Annotated in this window: 21 protein-coding genes; 13 read left to right on the top strand and 8 right to left on the bottom strand. The window is 63.5% G+C overall.

The window, feature by feature from the left end; translation table 11 throughout:
- Nucleotides 1–21 precede the first annotated feature (21 nt).
- Both AC3WLF_RS27865 and ubiT read left to right on the top strand, forming a co-directional pair.
- Nucleotides 22–954 (top strand): U32 family peptidase, encoded by a 933-nt coding sequence (locus tag AC3WLF_RS27865; protein ID WP_492318346.1) that lies wholly within the window; start codon nt 22–24, stop codon nt 952–954.
- Nucleotides 951–1,415: a ubiquinone anaerobic biosynthesis accessory factor UbiT gene (gene ubiT, locus AC3WLF_RS27860; RefSeq protein WP_492359080.1), complete on the top strand. Its 465-nt coding sequence runs from the start codon at nt 951–953 to the stop codon at nt 1,413–1,415. The genes AC3WLF_RS27865 and ubiT overlap by 4 nt, the downstream gene beginning before the upstream one ends.
- Nucleotides 1,416–1,424: 9 nt before the next feature.
- On the opposite strand, the gene AC3WLF_RS27855 is transcribed toward ubiT, so the two are convergent.
- From AC3WLF_RS27855 to norR, 3 genes are all read right to left on the bottom strand, one after another.
- Nucleotides 1,425–2,999, bottom strand: coding sequence for a histidine kinase N-terminal 7TM domain-containing protein (locus tag AC3WLF_RS27855; RefSeq protein ID WP_492359079.1), 1,575 nt, complete (start codon nt 2,997–2,999; stop codon nt 1,425–1,427).
- A gap of 209 nt (nt 3,000–3,208) precedes the next feature.
- A complete protein-coding gene (locus tag AC3WLF_RS27850; RefSeq protein ID WP_492318454.1) occupies nt 3,209–3,637 on the bottom strand; it encodes a polyhydroxyalkanoate granule-associated phasin in 429 nt (142 codons plus the stop codon).
- Between the two features lie 152 nt (nt 3,638–3,789).
- Nucleotides 3,790–5,355, bottom strand: coding sequence for a nitric oxide reductase transcriptional regulator NorR (gene norR, locus AC3WLF_RS27845; protein WP_492318348.1), 1,566 nt, complete (start codon nt 5,353–5,355; stop codon nt 3,790–3,792).
- Nucleotides 5,356–5,506: 151 nt separating this feature from the next.
- Between norR and ytfE the strand changes: the two genes are divergently transcribed.
- Nucleotides 5,507–6,220: an iron-sulfur cluster repair protein YtfE gene (gene ytfE / locus AC3WLF_RS27840; RefSeq protein ID WP_492318349.1), complete on the top strand. Its 714-nt coding sequence runs from the start codon at nt 5,507–5,509 to the stop codon at nt 6,218–6,220.
- 34 nt (nt 6,221–6,254) lie between these two features.
- On the top strand, nt 6,255–8,543 hold the full coding sequence (locus tag AC3WLF_RS27835) for a nitric-oxide reductase large subunit (RefSeq protein ID WP_492359078.1): 2,289 nt from the start codon (nt 6,255–6,257) through the stop codon (nt 8,541–8,543).
- A 78-nt stretch (nt 8,544–8,621) separates the two neighbouring features.
- On the opposite strand, the gene AC3WLF_RS27830 is transcribed toward AC3WLF_RS27835, so the two are convergent.
- Both AC3WLF_RS27830 and AC3WLF_RS27825 read right to left on the bottom strand, forming a co-directional pair.
- Nucleotides 8,622–9,281 carry a DsbA family oxidoreductase gene (locus AC3WLF_RS27830; RefSeq protein ID WP_492318351.1) on the bottom strand — a complete coding sequence of 220 codons (660 nt, stop codon included), beginning with the start codon at nt 9,279–9,281 and terminating at the stop codon, nt 8,622–8,624.
- A 131-nt stretch (nt 9,282–9,412) separates the two neighbouring features.
- Nucleotides 9,413–9,826, bottom strand: coding sequence for a hypothetical protein (locus tag AC3WLF_RS27825; protein WP_492318352.1), 414 nt, complete (start codon nt 9,824–9,826; stop codon nt 9,413–9,415).
- A gap of 178 nt (nt 9,827–10,004) precedes the next feature.
- Between AC3WLF_RS27825 and AC3WLF_RS27820 the strand changes: the two genes are divergently transcribed.
- Complete coding sequence (locus AC3WLF_RS27820; protein WP_492318353.1) at nt 10,005–10,385, top strand: c-type cytochrome; 381 nt, start codon at nt 10,005–10,007, stop codon at nt 10,383–10,385.
- Here AC3WLF_RS27820 and soxR read toward each other — a convergent pair.
- Nucleotides 10,348–10,863, bottom strand: coding sequence for a redox-sensitive transcriptional activator SoxR (soxR, locus tag AC3WLF_RS27815; protein ID WP_492318354.1), 516 nt, complete (start codon nt 10,861–10,863; stop codon nt 10,348–10,350). The two genes, AC3WLF_RS27820 and soxR, sit on opposite strands and share 38 nt — an antisense overlap.
- Nucleotides 10,864–11,063: 200 nt before the next feature.
- On the opposite strand from soxR, the gene AC3WLF_RS27810 reads away from it, so the two are divergent.
- Entirely contained in the window at nt 11,064–11,489 is a 426-nt protein-coding gene (locus tag AC3WLF_RS27810) for a RidA family protein (RefSeq protein ID WP_018315435.1), read from the top strand.
- A 165-nt stretch (nt 11,490–11,654) separates the two neighbouring features.
- On the opposite strand, the gene AC3WLF_RS27805 is transcribed toward AC3WLF_RS27810, so the two are convergent.
- Both AC3WLF_RS27805 and AC3WLF_RS27800 read right to left on the bottom strand, forming a co-directional pair.
- Nucleotides 11,655–12,041 (bottom strand): nuclear transport factor 2 family protein, encoded by a 387-nt coding sequence (locus AC3WLF_RS27805; RefSeq protein WP_010810825.1) that lies wholly within the window; start codon nt 12,039–12,041, stop codon nt 11,655–11,657.
- A gap of 105 nt (nt 12,042–12,146) precedes the next feature.
- Entirely contained in the window at nt 12,147–13,040 is an 894-nt protein-coding gene (locus tag AC3WLF_RS27800) for a LysR family transcriptional regulator (protein WP_492359077.1), read from the bottom strand.
- Between the two features lie 87 nt (nt 13,041–13,127).
- Here AC3WLF_RS27800 and AC3WLF_RS27795 point away from each other — a divergent pair, with 87 nt between their 5' ends.
- The 7 genes from AC3WLF_RS27795 to AC3WLF_RS27765 all read left to right on the top strand — a co-directional run.
- Complete coding sequence (locus AC3WLF_RS27795; RefSeq protein ID WP_492359076.1) at nt 13,128–13,904, top strand: NAD(P)H-dependent oxidoreductase; 777 nt, start codon at nt 13,128–13,130, stop codon at nt 13,902–13,904.
- A gap of 1,102 nt (nt 13,905–15,006) precedes the next feature.
- Complete coding sequence (locus AC3WLF_RS27790; RefSeq protein WP_492359075.1) at nt 15,007–15,870, top strand: hypothetical protein; 864 nt, start codon at nt 15,007–15,009, stop codon at nt 15,868–15,870.
- Entirely contained in the window at nt 15,867–16,478 is a 612-nt protein-coding gene (locus AC3WLF_RS27785; RefSeq protein WP_492359074.1) for a hypothetical protein, read from the top strand. Before AC3WLF_RS27790 ends, AC3WLF_RS27785 begins: the two co-directional genes overlap by 4 nt.
- Nucleotides 16,479–17,162: 684 nt before the next feature.
- Nucleotides 17,163–17,945 carry a hypothetical protein gene (locus AC3WLF_RS27780; RefSeq protein WP_492359073.1) on the top strand — a complete coding sequence of 261 codons (783 nt, stop codon included), beginning with the start codon at nt 17,163–17,165 and terminating at the stop codon, nt 17,943–17,945.
- The gene (locus AC3WLF_RS27775; protein WP_492353104.1) at nt 17,923–18,759 is read left to right on the top strand and encodes a hypothetical protein; all 837 of its coding nucleotides are present in this window, start codon (nt 17,923–17,925) and stop codon (nt 18,757–18,759) included. The genes AC3WLF_RS27780 and AC3WLF_RS27775 overlap by 23 nt, the downstream gene beginning before the upstream one ends.
- 110 nt (nt 18,760–18,869) lie before the next feature.
- Nucleotides 18,870–19,643, top strand: a complete 774-nt coding sequence (locus AC3WLF_RS27770) for a hypothetical protein (RefSeq protein WP_492359072.1) — start codon at nt 18,870–18,872, stop codon at nt 19,641–19,643.
- A gap of 48 nt (nt 19,644–19,691) precedes the next feature.
- On the top strand, nt 19,692–20,366 hold a 675-nt coding region (locus AC3WLF_RS27765), incomplete at its 3' end, for a Tle-like phospholipase domain-containing protein (protein WP_492359071.1).

Here is a 20,366-nt window from a genome sequence, read left to right as displayed (position 1 = left end):
CCGGCCATGACGGAGCTTCCCATGCCAGAGATTGCCGCGGCCGCGATGCCGCAAACCATAGCGATGCCCGACTTCGGCATCGCCCTGGGCCCACTGCTGTACTACTGGCCGCGCGAGGCCGTGATGCAGTTCTATGCGTCGGTCGCCGATGCGCCGGTCGACCGCGTCTATCTCGGCGAGACCGTCTGTACGCGCCGCCATGAAGTCCGCCATGCGCAATGGCTGGAGATTGCGCAGATGCTGCGCGATGCCGGCAAGGAGGTGGTGCTGTCGACGCCGGTGCTGGTGGAGTCCGACACCGATATCGCCTGGATGCGGCGCGCCTGCGCGCAGGACGACTACCTGGTCGAGGCCAACGATCTGGGCGCGGTGCGCTGCATGGCAGGGCGGCCCTTTGTCGGCGGCCCCCACCTCAATGTCTACCACGCCGATACGCTGGCGTGGCTGGCCGGGCTGGGCGCGGCCGGCTGCGTCGCGCCGGTGGAGATGGATGGCGGAACGCTGGCCGCGCTGGCAGCGGCGCGCCCCACCGGCATGCGCCTGGAAGCCTTTGTCTGGGGCCGGCTGCCGCTGGCGTTCTCGGCGCGCTGCTTTACGGCGCGCCACCATCGCCTGCGCAAGGACAGTTGCGAGTTCCGCTGCATGGATTATCCCGACGGCCTGGTGGCCGCCACCGGCGAGGGGCAGGCGTTCTTCACGCTCAACGGCGTGCAGACGCAGAGCGCCACCTGCCTGGACCTGTGCGCAGAGGCGTTGGCGATGGCGCGCATGGGCGTGGGGATGCTGCGTGTGAGTCCGCACTCATCCGGCACGCTGCAGGTGGTGCAACAGCTCGCGGCGATTCGTGCTGGTGAACAGGCACCCGCTGGCAGCGGCATCACCCCGGCCGGCGCCCAGCCCTGCAACGGCTACTGGCACGGCAGCGCGGGCATCGCCTGGGAGGCCCGGGCATGAGCGCGCTGCACAAGCTGATCGCGGGCGTGCACCGGCGCATGCCCGCCCGTGCCAGGGCGCTGCCGCTGATGGCGGCGCTGGAGCTGGCGCGCCGGGCGGGATGGCTGGAGCCACCGGCCGCACTGGACGGACACGCCTTCCTGCTGACGGTGCAGGACCTTGGGCTGGCCGTGCCGTTCCGCTGCGAAGGCGGGCGCTTTCGTGCCGCGGCAGCGGACGCCGAGCCTGAGCTGACGCTGCGCGCCTGCGCGGTCGACTACCTGCGCCTGCTGGGCGGCGAGGCCGATACCGACACGCTGTTCTTCCAGCGCCGGCTGGTGATCAGCGGCGATACCGCGCTGGGCCTGGAGGTCAAGTACTGGCTCGACGCCGCGCCGCGGCCCGCATGGGTCAGCCAGGCGGCGGCGCGGCTGGTGGCCTTGCACGGCGCCACCGTGGGGCGGGCAGGTGCGGCGTCGTAGCCGTACCGCTCAGGCGTCGCCGTCCAGCATGAAGCGGTTGCGTCCCGCGCGCTTGGCCCGGTACATCGCGCTGTCGGCGCGGTGCAGCAGCGGCTCCAGCCGCGGCGCTTCCGGCACGGTCCAGACCGCGCCCACGCTGATGGTGACCACCGGCTGCACCGGCGTGCCGTTGTGCGCGATGCCGAGATCGCGCACAACGGCCACCATGCGGCGCGCCACGTCACGGGTCTCTTCACGCGTGGCGCCGGGCAGCACCGCCGCGAATTCCTCGCCGCCCAGACGGGCGCAGAACTGCTCGCCGGACAGCGTGCGGGCCAGGGCGCCGGCAATCTGCCGCAGGCAGTCGTCGCCGGCCACGTGGCCATGCAGGTCGTTGTATTGCTTGAACTGGTCCACATCCAGGATCAGCAGGCCCAGCGCCTGGTTGCGCTCGCACGCCCGGGTCACGGCCGCGATCGACTCGCGCTGGAAGTAGCGCCGGTTGCGGATGCCGGTCAGGGCGTCGATGTCCAGGTCGGCCTGCACCTGCCACAACTGCTCCTCGGTCTGGCCGAGCCGCGCGGTCAGGGCCAGCTCGCGCGACTGGAAGCGGCTGATGTCGCGCAAAAACAGCAGGCTGCCGATCTGCCTGCCGTCCAGGCGGGCGACACGCTCCACGGTGAGCTCGAAGGGCGCGCCCGGCGGCACGAAGGGCGTGGCCGCGAGGCTGGCAGTCTCGGCAGGCGAGTGCTGCAGCGCGGCTTCCCAGCCGGAGGGCAGGGGGTCGCCGCGGCGCAGGGCCGGCCAAAGCTGCGCGGCGGCCGGGTTGAATTCGACGATGACGCCGTGGCTGTCGACGATCACGCAGCCCTCGCTGAGGGCATCGAACACCCGCAGGCGGGCGTAGTGGCCGATATCGTCAAGGTGCGTGCGCAGCGCGCAGAACCAGACCAGCACCGCCATCAGCGAGAACGTCGCCGGCGTCAGGTCCCCGCCCAGCGGCCCGGTCCAGCGGTTGAGGTAGGCGACATTGGCAACCAGGGGCAGGGCCAGGCCCGACGCCAGGATGGCGCGGCCCCGCCGCGACAAGGCCCCATTGGGCACTTCAGCCGTCACCAGGAAATACAGGCTCACCCCCAGCAGCAGGTACGACCAGGCCGCCACCGCGGCATAGCCGATGCCGTGGTCGAACACCGCGCCCGGCAATACCCCGGGAGGCATCAGCGTGATGCGCGGCCAGATCAGCCGGTGGCGCTCGTTGGTGAAGACCATCACCACAGTGACCACCGCCACCAGCACGGGCAGCCACAGCCTGGACCAGGGCACCACATAGCGCGGGCGGCTCAGGTGCACCATCGCCACCAGCCAGCCGATCGGCACGGCGACGATCCCGAGGTACTGGATCTTGGCCCACAGGATGCGCCCTTCCAGGTCCGTGGAGCTGATCTCGAGCAGGCGGCCGCCGCTCCAGGTCGCCGCGCCGAATGCCAGCACCAGGAACGCCTGGACGGTCGGATCGTCGCGCCGCGGCCAGGTGGCGATGGCCATGCCGATGCAGGCGACCACGGCGACGGTAAGCAGGAGAACCAGGGAATATGAGGGCATTGAAGGCGGAGCGCGTCCCGAGACCCGGGCGTTGGTTCCGGCGATCCGCGATCTCGTCAGCCAGCATGATACCGGGCTGCGCGGCTGGCTTGGCAGTGGGTGCGCCGATGCAACAGGTGGCAGGCAAGGGGCGCGCGCGCGCCACTACCTGGCGCCGGGCGAACCGATCGGGATGATCGCCGCGACGGCGCAAGGCGGGGGCGGCCGGGTCATGCCGGCCGCGGGGTTTCGCGGACCAGCCAGAAGGGGACGTCGGTGACGTCCTTTTGCATGCCTTGCCAGTCAGGCATCAGGCCCCGCGTCAGCAGGTGGCCCCAGCCATCGATCCACTTCTGCTGGGTCCGCGCGTACAGTTCCAGCATGGCCGACGCATAGTGCAGCGGGCCGCCGATCAGCGGCAGCTCGCAGGCAATCTCGCGCGCGTAGAAGGCCTCTGGCTGCGGCGCGAGGATCGAGCCCATGGCATCGAACTGCAATTCTTCATACATGGTGCGGGCGAACTCCAGGTTGAGCTCGGCCATGCGGCGCCAGTTGTCCGCCAAGTCGGCCTGCATGGCCTCGACCTGGTGCGCGCCGGAGAAGAAGGTGGGAAACGGCCAGAAGCCGAGCGGCCAGAAGACTTGCGTTGCGGTCATCATCACGGGGATCTCCGGTGGTGGGGCGTGCGCGCAGCGGGGCGGCAGTTGCTGCACACGGCGATACCGCGATACGGGCGGCGGCACACCCGGACTAGCTTATGCGGTAACGGCGCGCATCGCCATGCCGGCATCCTGGCACCCTAGTGTGTCAATTACTTGCACCCCAGCCGCCTGGCCAGCTTATGCAGGTTGCTGGCATCGATACCCAGCTGGCGCGCTGCCTGCGCCCAATTGCCGCCCTGGTCCTTCAATGCCTGTTCGATGCAGGCGCGCTGGGTTTGCTCGACCGCGTCGCGCAGGGTGATGCCTGCGGCAAGCGCCGGGGCGGCGAACGCGCTGGCCATGCCGGCGCCGGCATGGTGTGCCGCGGGCACTTCCAGTCCGTCGAGGTCGAGCAGTTCAGGCTCCAGCGTCACGATGTCATTGCGGCCCGCGCCGCGGCTGACGGCACGCAGCGCCGCGCGGCTGATCACGTGTTCCAGCTCGCGCACGTTGCCGGGCCAGCGGTAGCTGCGCAGCGCAGCCTGCGCACCGCCTGACAGCCGCAGGCTGCGCAGCCCCAGGCGCGCGCGGTTCAGCTCCAGGAAGCGCCCGGCCAGCAGCAGCACGTCGTTGCCGCGCTCGCGCAGCGGCGGGATCGGGATCGGGTAGACCGACAGGCGGTGGTACAGGTCGGCGCGGAAGGAGCCGTCGCGCACATGCTCGCGCAGGTTGCGGTTGGTCGCGGCAATCACGCGCACGTTGACGCGGCGCGGGCGGTCCGAGCCCAGCCGCTGGATCTCGCCGTTCTGCAGCGTGCGCAGCAGCTTGGCCTGGATCGCCAGCGGCAGTTCGCCGACTTCATCGAGGAAGAGGGTGCCGCCGTCGGCGGCCTCGAAGCGTCCCGGGCGCTCGCCGGTCGCGCCCGAGAACGCGCCGCGCGCGTGGCCGAACAGCTCGCTTTCAGCCAGCGACTCCGGCAGCGCCGCGCAGTTGACATGCACCAGCGGCTGCGCGCGCCGGCGCGACTGGCGGTGCAGCCGGTGCGCGAACAGCTCCTTGCCCACGCCGGTTTCGCCCAGCAGCAGCACCGGCAGGTCGGTATCGGCCACCACTTCGAGCTCATGCAGCAGGTTGGCGATGGCCTCGCTCTGGCCGATGATCTCGCCGCCGATGTCGCCATGCTGGGCCGTGCCTTCGTCGGCCTCGGGCGTGCCGCGTGCCAGCTGCAGTGCGCGGATCTCGCCTTCCAGCCGGGTGGTGCGGATGGCCGCTTCCACGATCACCGTCAGCCGCTGCAGCTCGGCCTGGGCCGCGGCATCGAAGGTGCCGATCGCCAGCGCATCCAGCGTCAGCGCGCCCCAGGGCTGGCCGTCCACGGCCAGGCTGGTGCCCATGCAGTCGTGCACCGGCAGCGGCTCGCCGACGTGCTCGTCGATCAGGCCGTCGTATGGGTCGGGCAGCATGCTGTCGTGATGGAAGCAGGTCACCCCGCGCCGCGCCAGGATCGCGGCCAGGCGCGGGTGCAGGCCGACCGCAAAGCGCCGGCCCAGCGCATCGCGCACCAGGCCATCGACCGCAACCGGGCGCAGGTGGTCTTCTTCCAGCCGCAGCAGCGCCACCGCGCCACAGCGGAAATGCGTGCGCAGCATGCTGACCAGCCGCTGCAGGCGCACCGCATGCGGCAGGTCGGTGACAAGGTCGGCCAGCAACTCGGGATACATCGCGCTCGGTAGCATGGTTAAAAATACCGTCAGGGTGATAAGTACCGCGAGAAGTATAGGGTATTAGTTACCGTCAGTGTTTCAACCCATTGATCCGGATAGATTTTTTTCAGGCACGCTCCTCGCGTAAGTCGTGCAGGCATAACTTACACATGGAGCAACCATCATGACTTTGCAGGACCACTCGCTTGGCCAACTGGCCCGCCTGATCCCTGGTGCCACCCGGATCTTCCACGACTACGGGCTGGACTTCTGCTGCGGGGGCAAGCAGACCCTGCGCGACGCCGCGCAGCAAAAGGGTCTCGATGCGGTTGCCGTCGGCACCATCGACGCCCAACTGCGCGCGCTGCAGGACGAAGGGCCGTCGGCGCAGGACTGGAACACGGCGGTGCCGGCCGAGCTGATCGACCATATCCTCACGCGCTTCCATGCGCGCCATCGCGAGCAGTTGCCCGAGCTGATCCGCCTGGCGCGGCGCGTCGAGCAGGTGCACGGTGACCGGCCCGATTGCCCGCTTGGCCTGGCCGATCACCTGAGCGAGATGCTGGGCGAGCTGGAAACGCATATGCAGAAGGAAGAGCAGGTGCTGTTCCCGATGTTGTCGCGCGGCCTGCATGCTGCCGCGGGCCGGCCGATCACGGTGATGCGGGCCGAGCATGACGACCACGGCGTGGCCTTGCAGCGGCTGGCGGCGCTGACCAACGACATCACGCTGCCGCGCGCGGCCTGCAATACCTGGCGCGCGCTCTACCTGGGCCTGCGCACGCTGCGCGAAGACCTGATGGAACACATCCACCTGGAAAACAACGTGCTGTTCGAGATCGCCACGGCGCCCGCCGCCGCGCAAGCCACTGGCTGCGGTTGCTCGACGCACGCCTGAGCTCTCCCGCCACCATAACCAACGACTTCGCATCATGGGTTCCTACCGCAGACTCTGGTTCCTGCTGATCGCCGTGCTGGCGGTCACGTTCTCCCTGCTCGGCTACTACGGCGTCGAGGTGTACCGGCAGGCCCCGCCAATTCCGGCCAAGGTTGTCGTGGGCGACGGGCGCACGCTCTTCAGCGGCGACGACATCCTCGACGGCCAGACCGCATGGCAGTCCGTGGGCGGCATGCAGCTCGGCTCGATCTGGGGCCATGGCGCCTACCAGGCGCCGGACTGGACCGCCGACTGGCTGCACCGCGAGCTGACTGCGTGGCTGGACCTGGCCGCACAGGACGCCTACGGCCGTCCTTTCGCCAAGCTCACCGCGCCGGAGCAAGGCGCGCTGCGCGAACAGCTGCGCACCGAATATCGCGGCAATGCCACGGATCCGGACACCAACGTGCTGACCGTGTCCAAGCGCCGCGCGCAGGCCATCGCCAATACCGCGGCCTACTACGACCAGCTCTTCTCCGACGCGCCGGCGCTGCACACCACGCGCGAGCACTATGCGATGAAGGAGAACACGCTGCCTAGCGCCGAACGGCGCGAGCAACTGACACAGTTCTTCTTCTGGACCGCGTGGGCCGCTTCGACCGCGCGCCTGGGGCATGAGGCCACCTATACCAACAACTGGCCGCACGAGCCGCTGATCGGCAACCAGCCCACCAGCGAGAATGTGGTGTGGTCGGTGATCAGCGTGGTGGTGCTGCTGGCTGGTGTCGGCTTCCTGGTGTGGGCGTGGGCCTTCCTGCGCGGCAAGGAAGAAGCGCCGCCGCAGGCGCCGGCGCGCGACCCGCTGCTGGCCGTGGCGCTGACGCCGTCGCAGCGCGCGCTCGGCAAGTACCTGTTCCTGGTGGTCGCGCTGTTCGTATTCCAGGTGTTGCTGGGCGGCTTTACCGCGCACTACACCGTCGAGGGCCAGAAGTTCTACGGCATCGATGTGTCGCAGTGGTTCCCGTACGCACTGGTGCGCACCTGGCATATCCAGAGCGCGCTGTTCTGGATCGCCACCGGCTTCCTGGCCGCGGGCCTGTTCCTCGCGCCGCTGATCAACGGCGGCAAGGACCCGAAGTACCAGCGCCTGGGCGTGGACATCCTGTTCTGGGCACTGGTGGTCGTGGTGGTGGGCTCGTTCACCGGCAACTACCTGGCGATCGCGCAGAAGCTGCCGGCCCACCTGAACTTCTGGCTGGGCCACCAGGGCTATGAGTATGTCGACCTGGGCCGCCTGTGGCAGATCGGCAAGTTCGCCGGCATTCTGATCTGGCTGGTGCTGATGATGCGCGGCATCCTGCCGGCGCTGCGCGCGCGCGGCACCGACCGCAACCTGCTGGCGCTGCTGACCTCGTCGGTAGTGGCAATCGGCCTGTTCTACGGCGCGGGCCTGGCCTACGGCGAGCGCACCAGCCTGACGGTGATGGAGTACTGGCGCTGGTGGGTGGTGCACCTGTGGGTGGAAGGGTTCTTCGAAGTCTTTGCCACCACCGCGCTGGCCTTCATCTTCTCCACGCTGGGCCTGGTGTCGCGCCCGATGGCAACGGCCGCCAGCCTGGCCTCGGCCTCGCTGTTCATGCTGGGCGGGATTCCCGGCACCTTCCACCACCTGTACTTTGCCGGCACCACCACGCCCGTGATGGCAGTGGGCGCCGCCTTCAGCGCGCTGGAAGTGGTGCCGCTGATCGTGCTGGGCCATGAGGCCTGGGAGAACTGGAGCCTGAAGCGGCGCGCGCCATGGATGGCAGACCTGAAGTGGCCGCTGATGTGCTTTGTCGCGGTGGCGTTCTGGAACATGCTGGGCGCCGGGGTGTTCGGCTTCATGATCAACCCGCCGATCGCGCTGTACTACATCCAGGGGCAGAACACCACGCCAGTGCACGCCCATGCCGCGCTGTTCGGGGTGTACGGGTTCCTGGCGCTGGGCTTCACGCTGCTGGTGCTGCGCTACGTGCGTCCGGCCTACCGGCTCAGCCCAACGCTGATGAAGACCGCCTTCTGGGGACTGAACCTCGGCCTGGTGCTGATGATCGGCACCAGCCTGCTGCCGATCGGCATCATCCAGTTCCTGGCCAGCGTCGAGCATGGCACCTGGTATGCGCGCAGCGAGGCTTTCATGCAGCAGCCCATCCTGCAGACCCTGCGCTGGGTGCGCACCTTCGGCGATGTGGTGTTTATCGTCGGCGCGGTGTCGTTTGCCTGGCAGGTGGTGCTGGGGCTGGCGAATCGTACGCCGGTGGCGGCGGATGCGGTGCCGGCGCGGATGAAGACGGCGGCACGTTGAAAGACAGGGAGCGAGAGGCAGTGCTTGCCCGCCCGGGGTTCCGGGCGGGCTTTTTTTATCCTGCCGATGCGTGGCGGCTCAACTGTTCCCCGCCTGCTGCGCCTCGGCTACGATTTCCCGGATGGCCTGCTCGAAAGCCTCCACCGGCTGCCCGCCGGTGACCAGGTAGCGGTTGTTGAAGATGATCGATGGCACCGACTGGATGCCCATGCGCTGGTACTCCTGGATTTCCGCGCGCACCGCATCGGCATAGTCATCGCTGTCCAGCACCTTGCGCGCCGCCGCGGCATCCAGGCCAACGGCCTGCGCGGCTTCGACCAGCACCTCGTGATTGCTCGGGTCCTTGCTGTCGGCATGGTAAGCGCGCAGCAGCGCCAGCTTCAGCGGCAGCTGCTTGCCTTCCAGGCCCGCCCAGTGCAGCAGCCGGTGGGCATCGAAGGTGTTGTAGACATGGGTGCGCTCGCCAAACGGAAAGCCCACGCCGGCGCCGCGCTCGCGGATCATGGCCTGGGTCTCTGCGATCTGCGCCGGGGTGCGCCCGTACTTCCTGCCGAGATAATCGACGATCGCCTCGCCCTCCGGGCGCATCCCCGGGTTGAGTTCAAACGGATGCACGACGATTTCGGCATCCACCGCATCGCCAAGGCGCTGCAGCGCGAGTTGCAGCGAAGACAGGCCGATGGCGCACCAGGGGCAGGCAATGTCGGAGACGAAGTCGATCTTGATGGGTTGGGGCATGGCTACTCCTGGCGTGGGCAGGGGCATGGCCCCGGTCCGGATCTGGAAACTGCCGACAGGGTAGCCTGACTGGCGAATCCTTGCAGGCGGGCACCGCGGCCGTGGCCGCGCGCCCGCCCCATCAGTACCCGTCAGTCCCAGCGGCGCCCGTGGCCGTGGCCGTCATTGTCGCCATGACGGTGTGCCCATTCGCGCTCGCGCCAGTCGCGGCGGTGGTCCCGATAGCCTTCGCGGTAGCCTTCCCGGTAGTAGCCACGGTGGTAGTCCCTGCGATAGCCGCGGTCATAGTCATAGCGTACCGGGACCGGCGCCACCACGACGGGGCGCGGTGCCACCACTACCGGGCTGGGCGCATAGGCAACCGGAGCCGGCGCATACACCGGCGCAGGGGCATAGACCGGGGCTGGACGATAGACCGGCGCCGGCTGGGCCACCACCACGCCCGGCACGCCGATGCCGATATCGATATTCACACCGGCGTACGCCCCGGCGCTGGCCACCAGCATTGCACCACCTGCTACCGCCATTGCGATGATTCGTTTCATGGTTGCCTCCCAAGGGGCGTTGGACATGGGCTCACTGTAGGGGGCGGGCCTGTAATATGGGGCGCGCGAAATGTTGCAAGTGTGACGTGGTGTAACCCTGCTGCAGGGCCGGGACCTCTTGGCTACGCCTGTATCATGCAACCCCGTTGCCGAAGCTCTTCCCTTCCCTAGCTGCTCCATGCGCCGTACCGCCTTTGTCCTGCTGGCCCTGACCGCCTTCACCGTCATCCCCACCGCAGCCACTGCCGCCGCCGATATCCAGGCCGGCAAGGCGTTGTTCGCCACGCGCTGCGCCTCGTGCCACCACGTCGGCCGCAACGCGCGCGCAGGCTTTGGCCCGCAGCTGAACGGCATCTTCGGCCGTGCCGCGGGCGGCACCAGTGATTTCCAGTATTCGGAAGCGATGCGCGCTTCAAAGGTGGTGTGGTCGCATGACACGCTGCGTGCCTTCATCCATTCGCCCGGCAAGGTCGTGCCTGGCACGAAGATGCGCTTCTGGGGTCTCAGCGACGACAAGCAGATCAGCGATCTGCTGGCTTACCTGCAGACATTGCAGTAGGCGGGAAATGCGGCCCTGGCCCTTCCCCGGCCAGCGCGTCATGCGGATTCCGCAACGGGCAATCCTTCAACGACAGACACCCGCACCCGATACACCCATCCAGCTGGTCACGCAATTGCGTGAGCGTGCGGATCCGTTCATCCAGGTCATCGCGCCAGCTGGCCGACAGCCGGCGCCAGTCGGCCGCAGTGGGCGCACGCCCGTCCGGCAGCTTCTGCATGGCATCGGAGATCACCGCCAGCGGCAGCCCCATGCGCTGCGCCACGCGGATCACGGCCAGGCGCCGCAGCACGGCACGCGCATAGCGGCGCTGGTTGCCGCCGCTGCGGGTGCTGGCGATCAGGCCGCGCGATTCATAGAAATGCAGGGCGGATACGGCAATGCCGGTGCGCGCGGCGACTTCGCCGATGGAGAGCAGTTCTTCTGAAGGCGCGGCACGGCGTCGGCGCGGTGAGGGGAGGTTGTTCGCGGAAGCCATCGGCAGTGGAAGACACCAGTGGAACGGAGGAATGTCCATGCTACCACCAAGGCTGCGCTTGACCTAAAGCTAGGTTGAGGTTTGATACTTGCGACTCCACTGTTCGCCACGCCTCAAATACAGAGCTGATGACCATGTTCCCGTTCTCGCCCTCATCCTTGCGTTCCCCCGCTATGCCCGCGCTGCCTTCAATGCCCACCATGCCGGTTGCCCGCCCCAATCCCTCGCTGAGCCTCATCAATCCCGAGGGCCTGTACGACCCGCGGCCCAACGGCTATTCGCATGTGGCCATGGTGGAAGGCCCGGCCCGCATCGTCTATATCGCGGGGCAGGGCGGTGAGGACGCGGCCGGCTGCCTGCCGCTCGATTTTCCGCGCCAGGTGGCACGCGCCATGCAGAACCTGCGCATCGCGCTGCAAGCGGCAGGCGCCGACGTGGGCGATGTGGCCAAGCTCACGGTGCTGGTGGTCGACCACTCGCACGACCGCCTGCGCACCTTCGGCGCGGCGCTGCGCGAGATGTGGGGCGACAAGCCGACGCCGGCCTGCACGCTGATCCCGGTGCCGCGGCTGGCGCTGGACAACATGTTGTTCGAGATCGAAGCGACCGCGGTGCTGCCGGGCTGACCGCAACTCAACGACTGCGTGATCGCCGAAGTGGCGCGCGTGGTCGGGCGCGGGCGGATGAAGGCAATGTTCTTCGGGCCGATGCCAAAGGCAGGATTGCCTGCAGCCGCAAAGCAGGCCTGGGCTGCACCGCTGCGGCGCTTTGCCGCAGCGGCTGTCCCATCTTCAGCGCGGTGCGGCGCTGAAAGTCTTGTTGACGATCTTCCAGACGCCGTCGATCTCCAGCAGCGTCATGTAGTCGGTGAAGGTCACGCCCGGATACTCCAGCACCACCTTGGCCACGCCGGCATTGCCCACCACATCGAACTGCGTGATAAAGCGCTTGCGCTGCGCCTCGTCCGCCGCGGGATGGCCGGGGCAGCGCGCCGAGGCGAATTCCTCGACCGTCAGCGAATGCAGCTTGCCATCACGGAACGAGACGATGCGCGCATCGGCGGCAAACGCCTTGTACATGAACTCGGCCTTGCCGGTGATATGGCCCTGCAGGTAATCCTCGATTGGCGCGAGCGCGGCCACGTGGCGGGAAGTCAGGCCCGTTTCTGAATACGTCATGGTCTCCTCCAAAACTGGGGCGGCACCGGGTTACCACCTCATGCCGCACGTTGAAAGCGCTGATTGTATTCCAGTTTTGTATGCAAACGTGCAGGACGCCGCCGCTTAGACCGATGTGGCGATGAGTTCACGTAGCCAGCGGTGCGCCGGATCGCGATGCACGCGCTCTGGCCACAACATCGACATCTCATAGCCCGGCACTTCGACAGGCGGTTCCACCACCTTCAGTCCCGGCACGCCGCGCACCAACCGCTCGGGCAGCATCGCCACCAGATCGGTGCTGGCAACGGCCGACGTGACAAACAGGAAGTGGGGCACCGAAAGCACCACCCGCCGCTGCATGCCGGTCAGTGCTAGCGCCTCGTCGGTGACGCCGTAAAAGCCGCCGCCGTCCGGAGACACGATCACGTGGTCGAGCGCGCAGAACTGCGCCAGCGTGGGCCGCCGCTTCAGCCGCGGATGGCCGGCGCGGCCCGCCAACACATAGCGCTCGGTGAACAGCGCACGCCGGTGCAGGCCCGGCGGCGAGCCATCGGTGGTGTGTAAGGCCAGGTCCAGTTCCGCACGCTCGGCCTGCCGGGCGATGCGCGGCGGCACCATCTCGACCACGGCCAGGCGCGCGCCGGGCGCCGCCATGCGCAGCGCCTGCAGCGCCGGCAGCACGATGGTCGATTCGCCGTAATCCGTCGCGGCCACGCGCCAGGTGTGGGTCGAGGCAGCGGGATCGAACGGACTATCGGACGAAACCGCATGCTCCAGCGCGCCCAGCGCTTCGCGCAACGGCCCGCGCAGCGATTCGGCCTTGGCGGTGGGACGCATGCCGCGCGGGCCCGGCAACAGCAACGGGTCGCCGAAGTAATCGCGCAGCCTGGACAGGTGCACGCTGACCGAAGGCTGCGACAGGTGCAGCCGCTGGGCCGCGCGGGTCACGTTGTGCTCGGACAGCAGCACATCCAGCGTCACCAGCAGGTTCAGGTCCAGCCGCCTGAGATTAGTCATGACAATACCTGGAATATTGGATATTCATTTCTAATATAGCGGACGACGGCCTATTCTGGCTTCACTCAATCATTGGAAGCCGCTGTCATGAACGTATTGCTTGTCTATGCCCACCCGGAACCGAGGTCGCTCAACGGTGCGATCCGCGACTTTGCCGTGCAACGCTTGCGCGATGCCGGGCACCAGGTCCAGGTCTCGGACCTGTATGCGATGCAGTGGAAGTCCCAGCTCGACGCTGCCGACACCAAGGCCCGGCCCGGCGACACGCCGTTCCATCCGTCACTGGATTCCAAGCACGCCTTCGAGAACGGGCTGCAGAGCGATGACATCGCGCATGAGCAGGAAAAGCTGCGCTGGGCCGACGCCGTCATCCTGCAGTTCCCGCTGTGGTGGTTCTCGATGCCGGCCATCCTGAAGGGCTGGGTCGAGCGCGTCTATGCCTATGGTTTTGCCTACGGCGTCGGCGAGCACTCCGATGAGCGCTGGGGCGACCGCTATGGCGAGGGCATGCTCGCCGGCAAGCGTGCCATGCTGATCGTCACGACCGGCGGCTGGGAATCGCACTACAGCCCGCGCGGGATCAATGGCCCGATCGACGACATCTTGTTCCCGATCCACCACGGCATCCTGTACTACCCCGGGTTTGACGTGCTGCCGCCGTACCTGGTGTATCGGACCAGCAAGGTTGATGAGGCCCGCTTTGCCCGGATTCGCGAGGAGTTGGGCGAGCGGCTGGATGCGCTGGGGACGACCGCACCGATTCCGTTCCGGCGGCAGAACGCGGGGGACTATCAGATTCCACAGTTGACGCTGCGTGAGGAGGTTGCCCCGGGGACGGTGGGGTTCGGGGCGCATGTGGAATAGGCGGCAGGCCGCTCGCCGCACCCATGCCGGACTTTCTCCGCCCGAATATCCGCCCGCGCCGCCACCGTGCGCGTCTCGGGCAAATCCCCTACCTACCCGCCCCATCACCGCCGCGCGATTTCCCCTGGCCGGAGTTTGCGCTAGATCGACACGCGCACCTAGGTTCCTGACGCGCAGTTCGCCCTCGACAGCGCCATCCCAGTATCAACTGCACCGGCCCGGCAACGTTACTTTTGAGGCCGGTGCTGCTATCGAGCCGAACGACAATCATCGCGACTGCGAGTTGCTGGGGTTCGTTCCAGAACCCTCCGCAGGCTATCTCATGAGAAAAATGTAAACAATTTCCGTGACCGGAAAATTCTGTCCAACCCGGGGAGAGCAGTGGATCCCGCCGCAGAGAAGGCACTAGAAGAAGTCTGGGGGCAAGGCAAGGGCGGCGTCATGAAGCCGGGTGACGCCATTTGCCGGGTACCAATAGGGATCGCATGCTAGCGAGCAACTCGCCCTCGACTACTCCATTCCTGGTACCGACTGTACCGGCTCGGCGACGACCCCATTCGAGGGCGAGGCCGACATCAAGCTGAATGACCACCCCTCGATTGCGTGCTGCTGGTGTTCCAGAGCCAGTCGCCGCAGAACATCTCACGCGAAAATGTGAAAAATTGCCATAAACAAGGGAGTAGGCCAAATCGGCCGCGATATCCTGCTGTGGCCCAGCGCCGGACCCGATCCCTGGTCGATATTAGAGAATTTAAATTCTGATTTTAGTATTTATATTCCGAATTTTCTGATGGTTCTTGGGGAATATTCCTGCATGGTCCGGAAAGTGGGCTTGGTATGATGTGTGCGCCCGGATTCTCGGAGGTGTGTTCTAGCGCTCCACCCTAGTTTCGGATCGCTGGAGGCCTTGGATGAGTGCGTTCACTCAAGCTAGGAGAGCAAGAATGTCGACTCGATTTCGCTGTGGAGAAGCAACGAAGGTTGCCAGCCAACGATGACCCGGTCTGCCGTGGGCGGGGGCACTCGTGCATCCATGAAAGGCGGTTGTTGCAGTAACGAAAGATAATCGAAGGGGCAATGCAGAATGTTTGGTTGCTCACCAATGAGACTCGTCAAGAATCGTCGGTTGCTTGATGCGGTGTTGCTTGCTGGCGCAATGCTTCTTGCCTCGGTCGTGCTCTGGGCCCACGCCCAAGAGCGCCACGACCTGCCACCATTTGACTACAAGAAGGCGAAGCAGCTTTCGCGAGAAAGGAGAGCGGGGTATGAACGGGACCTGTTCAACGAGCTGTACGCCTGGAACACGGGCTCGCCAAAGTACATGGGCAAGGATGGAACCAACCGGCGCGAGGCCGCCTGGATGGCCATGGCAGATGACGGCTACGAACTGGCGTATATCACGTTACAGGTTCTCCAGCCGTCCACCGGTATCCGCTACTCCGTTAAGGACCCACTGACGCGACTTACCGAATTGTCTGCTGGCGGAGATACGGGGGCTATGTGCTTATACCTGAGCTTGATTGACACAGACCCCAACGGCAAAGAAGCAAAGTACATTGATACGGGCTTTGCCTATCTACGAAGAGGGGCTGAACTCGGCCATCCCGCCTGTTTGCGGAATGTGGGTTCCTTTTTTCTGAGAGGAATTTATGGATTTCCGCGGAATGTTGCTGAAGGGTTCGATGCGGAAATTCGATCGGAGCGAGAAGGCTACGGTGGCGCCGCGTCTATAGCTATTTATCTCGCGCGCAAGCCAATCATCAATGATGCTGACTGGCAGCGACTCTATTGCTGGCAGCAGTTGGCTTCAAAATACGTAGTTTATTCAGAATTCAACACGGTGATATTTCAGCTTACCAATCCGCTTAAGAACCCCAGTTCACACAATGTGGCATTGGCAGAACAGCTAGCCAAATGGTCCCCGTCCTTGAATGAATGTGTTGCACTTGGGCTTGGAGATGAATGATGGGAGCACTCCAGACACAGTGGAAAGCACAAGCAAATCAGTTACAGGACGCCGTGTCCAGATGGAATGCGACGGCACAAGATTTGGTGGATCATAAGGCGCCACCAGAGCGAATATCCCAAGCGCGCCTCAATGAGCTCGCTGCCGTCAAGCAATACAACGACTTCCTTAATAACGCCAAGCAGGACTATGCAAAGGCGACGCAGTACGAAGCGCGTCTGCGTAACGAGCCCAATCTGTCTGCGCTGGAACGTCACCAACTGGAGATCACCCGCGATGCGCTGAATGCGCGAGCCGGCGAGTTCCAGCAATTTACAATCGACAACAAGCTGTTCCCCCAGTCTGCGAATCCGGTGAAGCTGGACGGCAAGATCTATTACGACAACGGCCACACAGAGTGGGATACCGGTACCGCACGAGGGATACTGGGTTCCGCCATCGATAGTGGCAAGTCGGTGTTTTCGGCCGGTCTCGAATGGATTACGCCAAGCAACGCTACGAATCAGCTTGCTTGTGTGGAGGGCTTCAATAGCCTAGTGGGTGCCGTGACTGGCAAAGTTCTGTTCAACGCGGGCAGAGCAGTGAATCCCGCGCAGAGAAGGCCCTAGAAGAATTCTTGGGGGCAAGGCAAGGGCGGCGTCATGGAGCCGGGTGAAGCCATTTGCCGGGTACCAATAGGGATCGTCATGCTGGCGAGCAACTCGCCCTAGATAACTCCATTCCCGGTACCGACTGTACCGGATCGGCGACGACTACATTCGAGGGCGAGGCCGACATCAAGCTGAACGACCATCCCCCGATTGCGGGCTGCTGGTGCTCCGGAGCCCGTCGCCGCAGTACATCTCACGGGCAAATGCAAAAAATTGTCATAAATAAGGGAGTAGGCCAATCGCCCGCAATATCCTGCTGTGGCCCAGCACCCGACGCGATCCCTGATCGATATTAAAAAATTTAATTTCTGATCTTACAATTTTTATTCCGAATCTCCGGATGGTTCTTGGGGAATATTCCCACATGGTCCGGAAAGTGGATTTGGTATGATGCATGCGTCAGGAAGGGGGCGTAAGCCTCTATTTGCCAATTCCATAGATCATGTTGCTCAGCAAAACCGTTGGCGCATTGCTGTTTGGTCTGCGCAACCATCACCCATCGGAGTCAGTTCCCGAGAGCGTTTCGCTCGCGCGAGCGAAGAAAAAATAGGGAACTATGCAAACATGCGATTTCCAACCCGGGAAAGGACCAGCACTTGGTTGAGACGGCGGGTAAGCGGAAGCTGCCAGAAATTCCCTGTCTTGGCTTACGCAGCATTGACGCTTGTGGCCGTCGGCATGAACGGTGGTTGCAGCGAATTATCCACCAAGCCGACATCATCCCCTCCAGCGCCACAGGCAAAGAGCACCGTCGAGTTTCATCCTGGCTATCCGCCAGCCTGGGTAAAGAACTACAAGAATCTTCCACCTGAGGTCATTCCGGGTACCAAACTCGGCTATTCGAAGGAGGAGAGCGCAAAGCGGTTAAGGCCGGAGGTGAGGGAGTTGCTGGATCTTCTGCGGAGAATCTACTACGAGCCAGCGTTGCTAGCGCATCCCAAAGAAGTATTGAATCTCCTTCACGTCAAATCGGTGAAGCGCGATGAGTTTCGGACGAGGATGAGCGATGGTTCTATAGATCAGAGTTTTAAGGAGTACTTCCGAGCAGGCGGACTGTTCGATAGGGGATACTGGCGTGGCTACTACGTCTATCAGGGTTTTGATAACGATATCCCCAGGGAAAGATGGGGAGCTCGCATCGAGGTTGAACTCGATCGGAAGCTGGAATGCATCGATAGTCGTGCCGTGGAGGGATACATCGATCTGCCGATCGACCCGGGACTTTGGCCGCCACTGAATCCCGTTCCGCGCGAGCGTTGGGACCGTCACGGCATTGGCACCGGCGGCGGACTCATTGCTCGCAGCCCTGCCTCGTCAACCGCTGGGGTAACCATGTGGTTCGCTGATGGTTGCCTAGCCGCAATTGGTGCTGGCGCGAGGTTTGAAAACAAGAAGGTGTCGAATGAAGAAGTTTTCAAGCGGTGACCCAGTATTCTTGACCCTGGCACGTTCGGAGGGAATTAACCGGGTAGCTCTCGACGGATTTGTTGCGCAAGTAAATAGCAACCCCGTACTTAATGGGTATTTCTCCCGCATTGGTTCGGATCTAGTTGTTCGAGTAAAAAGCGATCAAGAGGTGTCCACCGCGAGGGACGGGGCATTTTTTAAACCGATACCGAACGACGACGGTAAGTTCGAGATCGCCCTGAACCCGAACTGGTTCATCGGCCCGAACGCCAAGTTCCCATCGACGGCCACCCTAACCGTCAGCCACGAACTCGACCATTACACCCGCGTTGGGCAACTCCAGAAGTCAATGGAGATCCTGAACGACCCGTCCCGATCTCCTATAGATCGCTTGAGTGGCTACATCGAGCTGCGCATGCAGACTGAGGTAATGGGTGCCCGCGCGGAGTTTCAGGCGCTGCGCGCGGCCTATGGCATTGCACCCGACGCGCCGATTCCCGAGCGCTACCAGATGCTCCTGAGTGCCAGCGACCGGCAACTGCTCAAGGTCGAGGCCAATGGCTATGCACAAGGCCTCCGAGGCGGTGCCTTGGACAACTACTTTGCCGAGCACGGCGCCGGTGTCCTTTCCCGCAACACGACCTATTGGGAGCGCTACACAAATGGAATTGCCGAGCAGATTGGCGTCCCGGGAATCGCCCAATATCGACGTCGCGCAGCCGCGCCACGCCATTGCTGTAACAGCATTTCTGCGCAGTGCGAACAACGTGACGAGGGTTTTGACAGACTCCCCTGGCAAAAACAAGAACGAAGCAGGAGTTTTGCAGTATGAGCAACATCATTTTTCGTGCAAGCCTCACTACGAGGTTTACCTCATCGATCGTCACCGTCAAGACCGAAGCCGCTGACTCTTTGGTGCCCACCTTCGAGACGGGGGTGTAAATGCTTCTCACGAGTTCGCGCCGACGCAGGCAAACGCCCTTTCCATTTTGGAAATCATATATCGGCACTTGGAGTCGCCTTTCCATCTTCCGACTGGTGCGCCAAGTATTCATGGTCAGCTCCTTATTTCTAGCGGGATGTGGAGCATTTGTAAGTGGCACTATTTCAACGGCGAATAGCGTTGATCAAGCTCTCACTCGCGAACGCATTACAAAGCTGCGCGCGCAGCAGATTGAACAGATCCGAGCCCTGCAAGCTAAAGGTGATCCGATGGGTGATTATCTATTTGCACTCGCCAATGCGGAAGGGTGGATCGGGGAAGATCGTATTAGCGACCCCGTGGCAATAAAAAACCTTTACGAGAAGGCTGCCGGAAAGGGGTCGAGCGACGCAATGATCGCTCTCGGTTTAATGCTTTTCGATGGTCGTGGTGCACCCCAATACACCAAAGGGGTCTACCTGCCCTACGAGCAACAAAACTGGAAGAAAGGACTGGAATGGATAGAGCGAGGGATGAAAATCCGATGTTTCTATGCGCAACCTCTATATCTTGCCATCTCCTCTCCTGGGTCGCAGTGCTTGGTATATCGATCGCCTGCGGTATGGATTTGGCCAGACTTTAGAGATGGCAGATATAAAAGAGATTCGAATGGCAAGTATGTGCCGATAATCGAGAAGAACAAAGAGCTTGAAGATTATTGGCACACAAAAGATGCCATGTGTAATGTCGCGGCTGAAGTCCAGCGAACAAAGCGCGATTGCCAAATGAACTGAATATAGACTCCGCTCCTTACCATGACAATGCCGAATCAAGCAGATGGAATGGTCCTCGCGAGTCTGGCGTATCCGGACAGCCGTGCAGAGTTAACCGCAGGTTGGACTCCGATGGCGCCGTCGAGGATCGCCGGACCTAGCGGAGCTCAGTTCACAGATGGATGGAATGAGCAACGAAACAGCAGTGGAGTCCTAGAGAATCGATTCGAGATATTCGTAAATCCGACCAAACAAGAAATTACATTCTCGTTCAAAGGTTCTGATGCATTATCAAATTGGACATCTGATGTCCTAAATAATGGGTCTAGTGAATTCTTTAAGATTCAAACACAGGCGCAGAAAGCGCTTGATGCCATCTTGGAGAATCCTGCATATGACGGATATTCGATCTCGACTACCGGCCATAGCTTAGGCGGCGGAATGGCGCAGACGTTTGCGCTAAAAAACAATCTCGATACACAGGTCTACAACAGTCTTCCAATCCCATCGGCGACGATCAATGGCGACTATTTTGGCGTTGGCGGCTATGAGGCGGCTTTGGCGCGATATGTTGCCGCTGGACACAACGTACAAGATATTCGTACGCCGAACGATATTGCAACCTTCTACTACAGTCGGGATTCCGCCGGTGTCTATCTTTCAGAGCTGACTGATCAACAAGTCACGATGTTACCGGGCACATTTATGCCCGAAGCGTTCAAGACCATTCTGCTTGCGGGAGCA

Source organism: Cupriavidus sp. FW306-01-F10A, from assembly GCF_058782785.1.
This window is presented reverse-complemented; position numbering and strand designations above follow the sequence as displayed.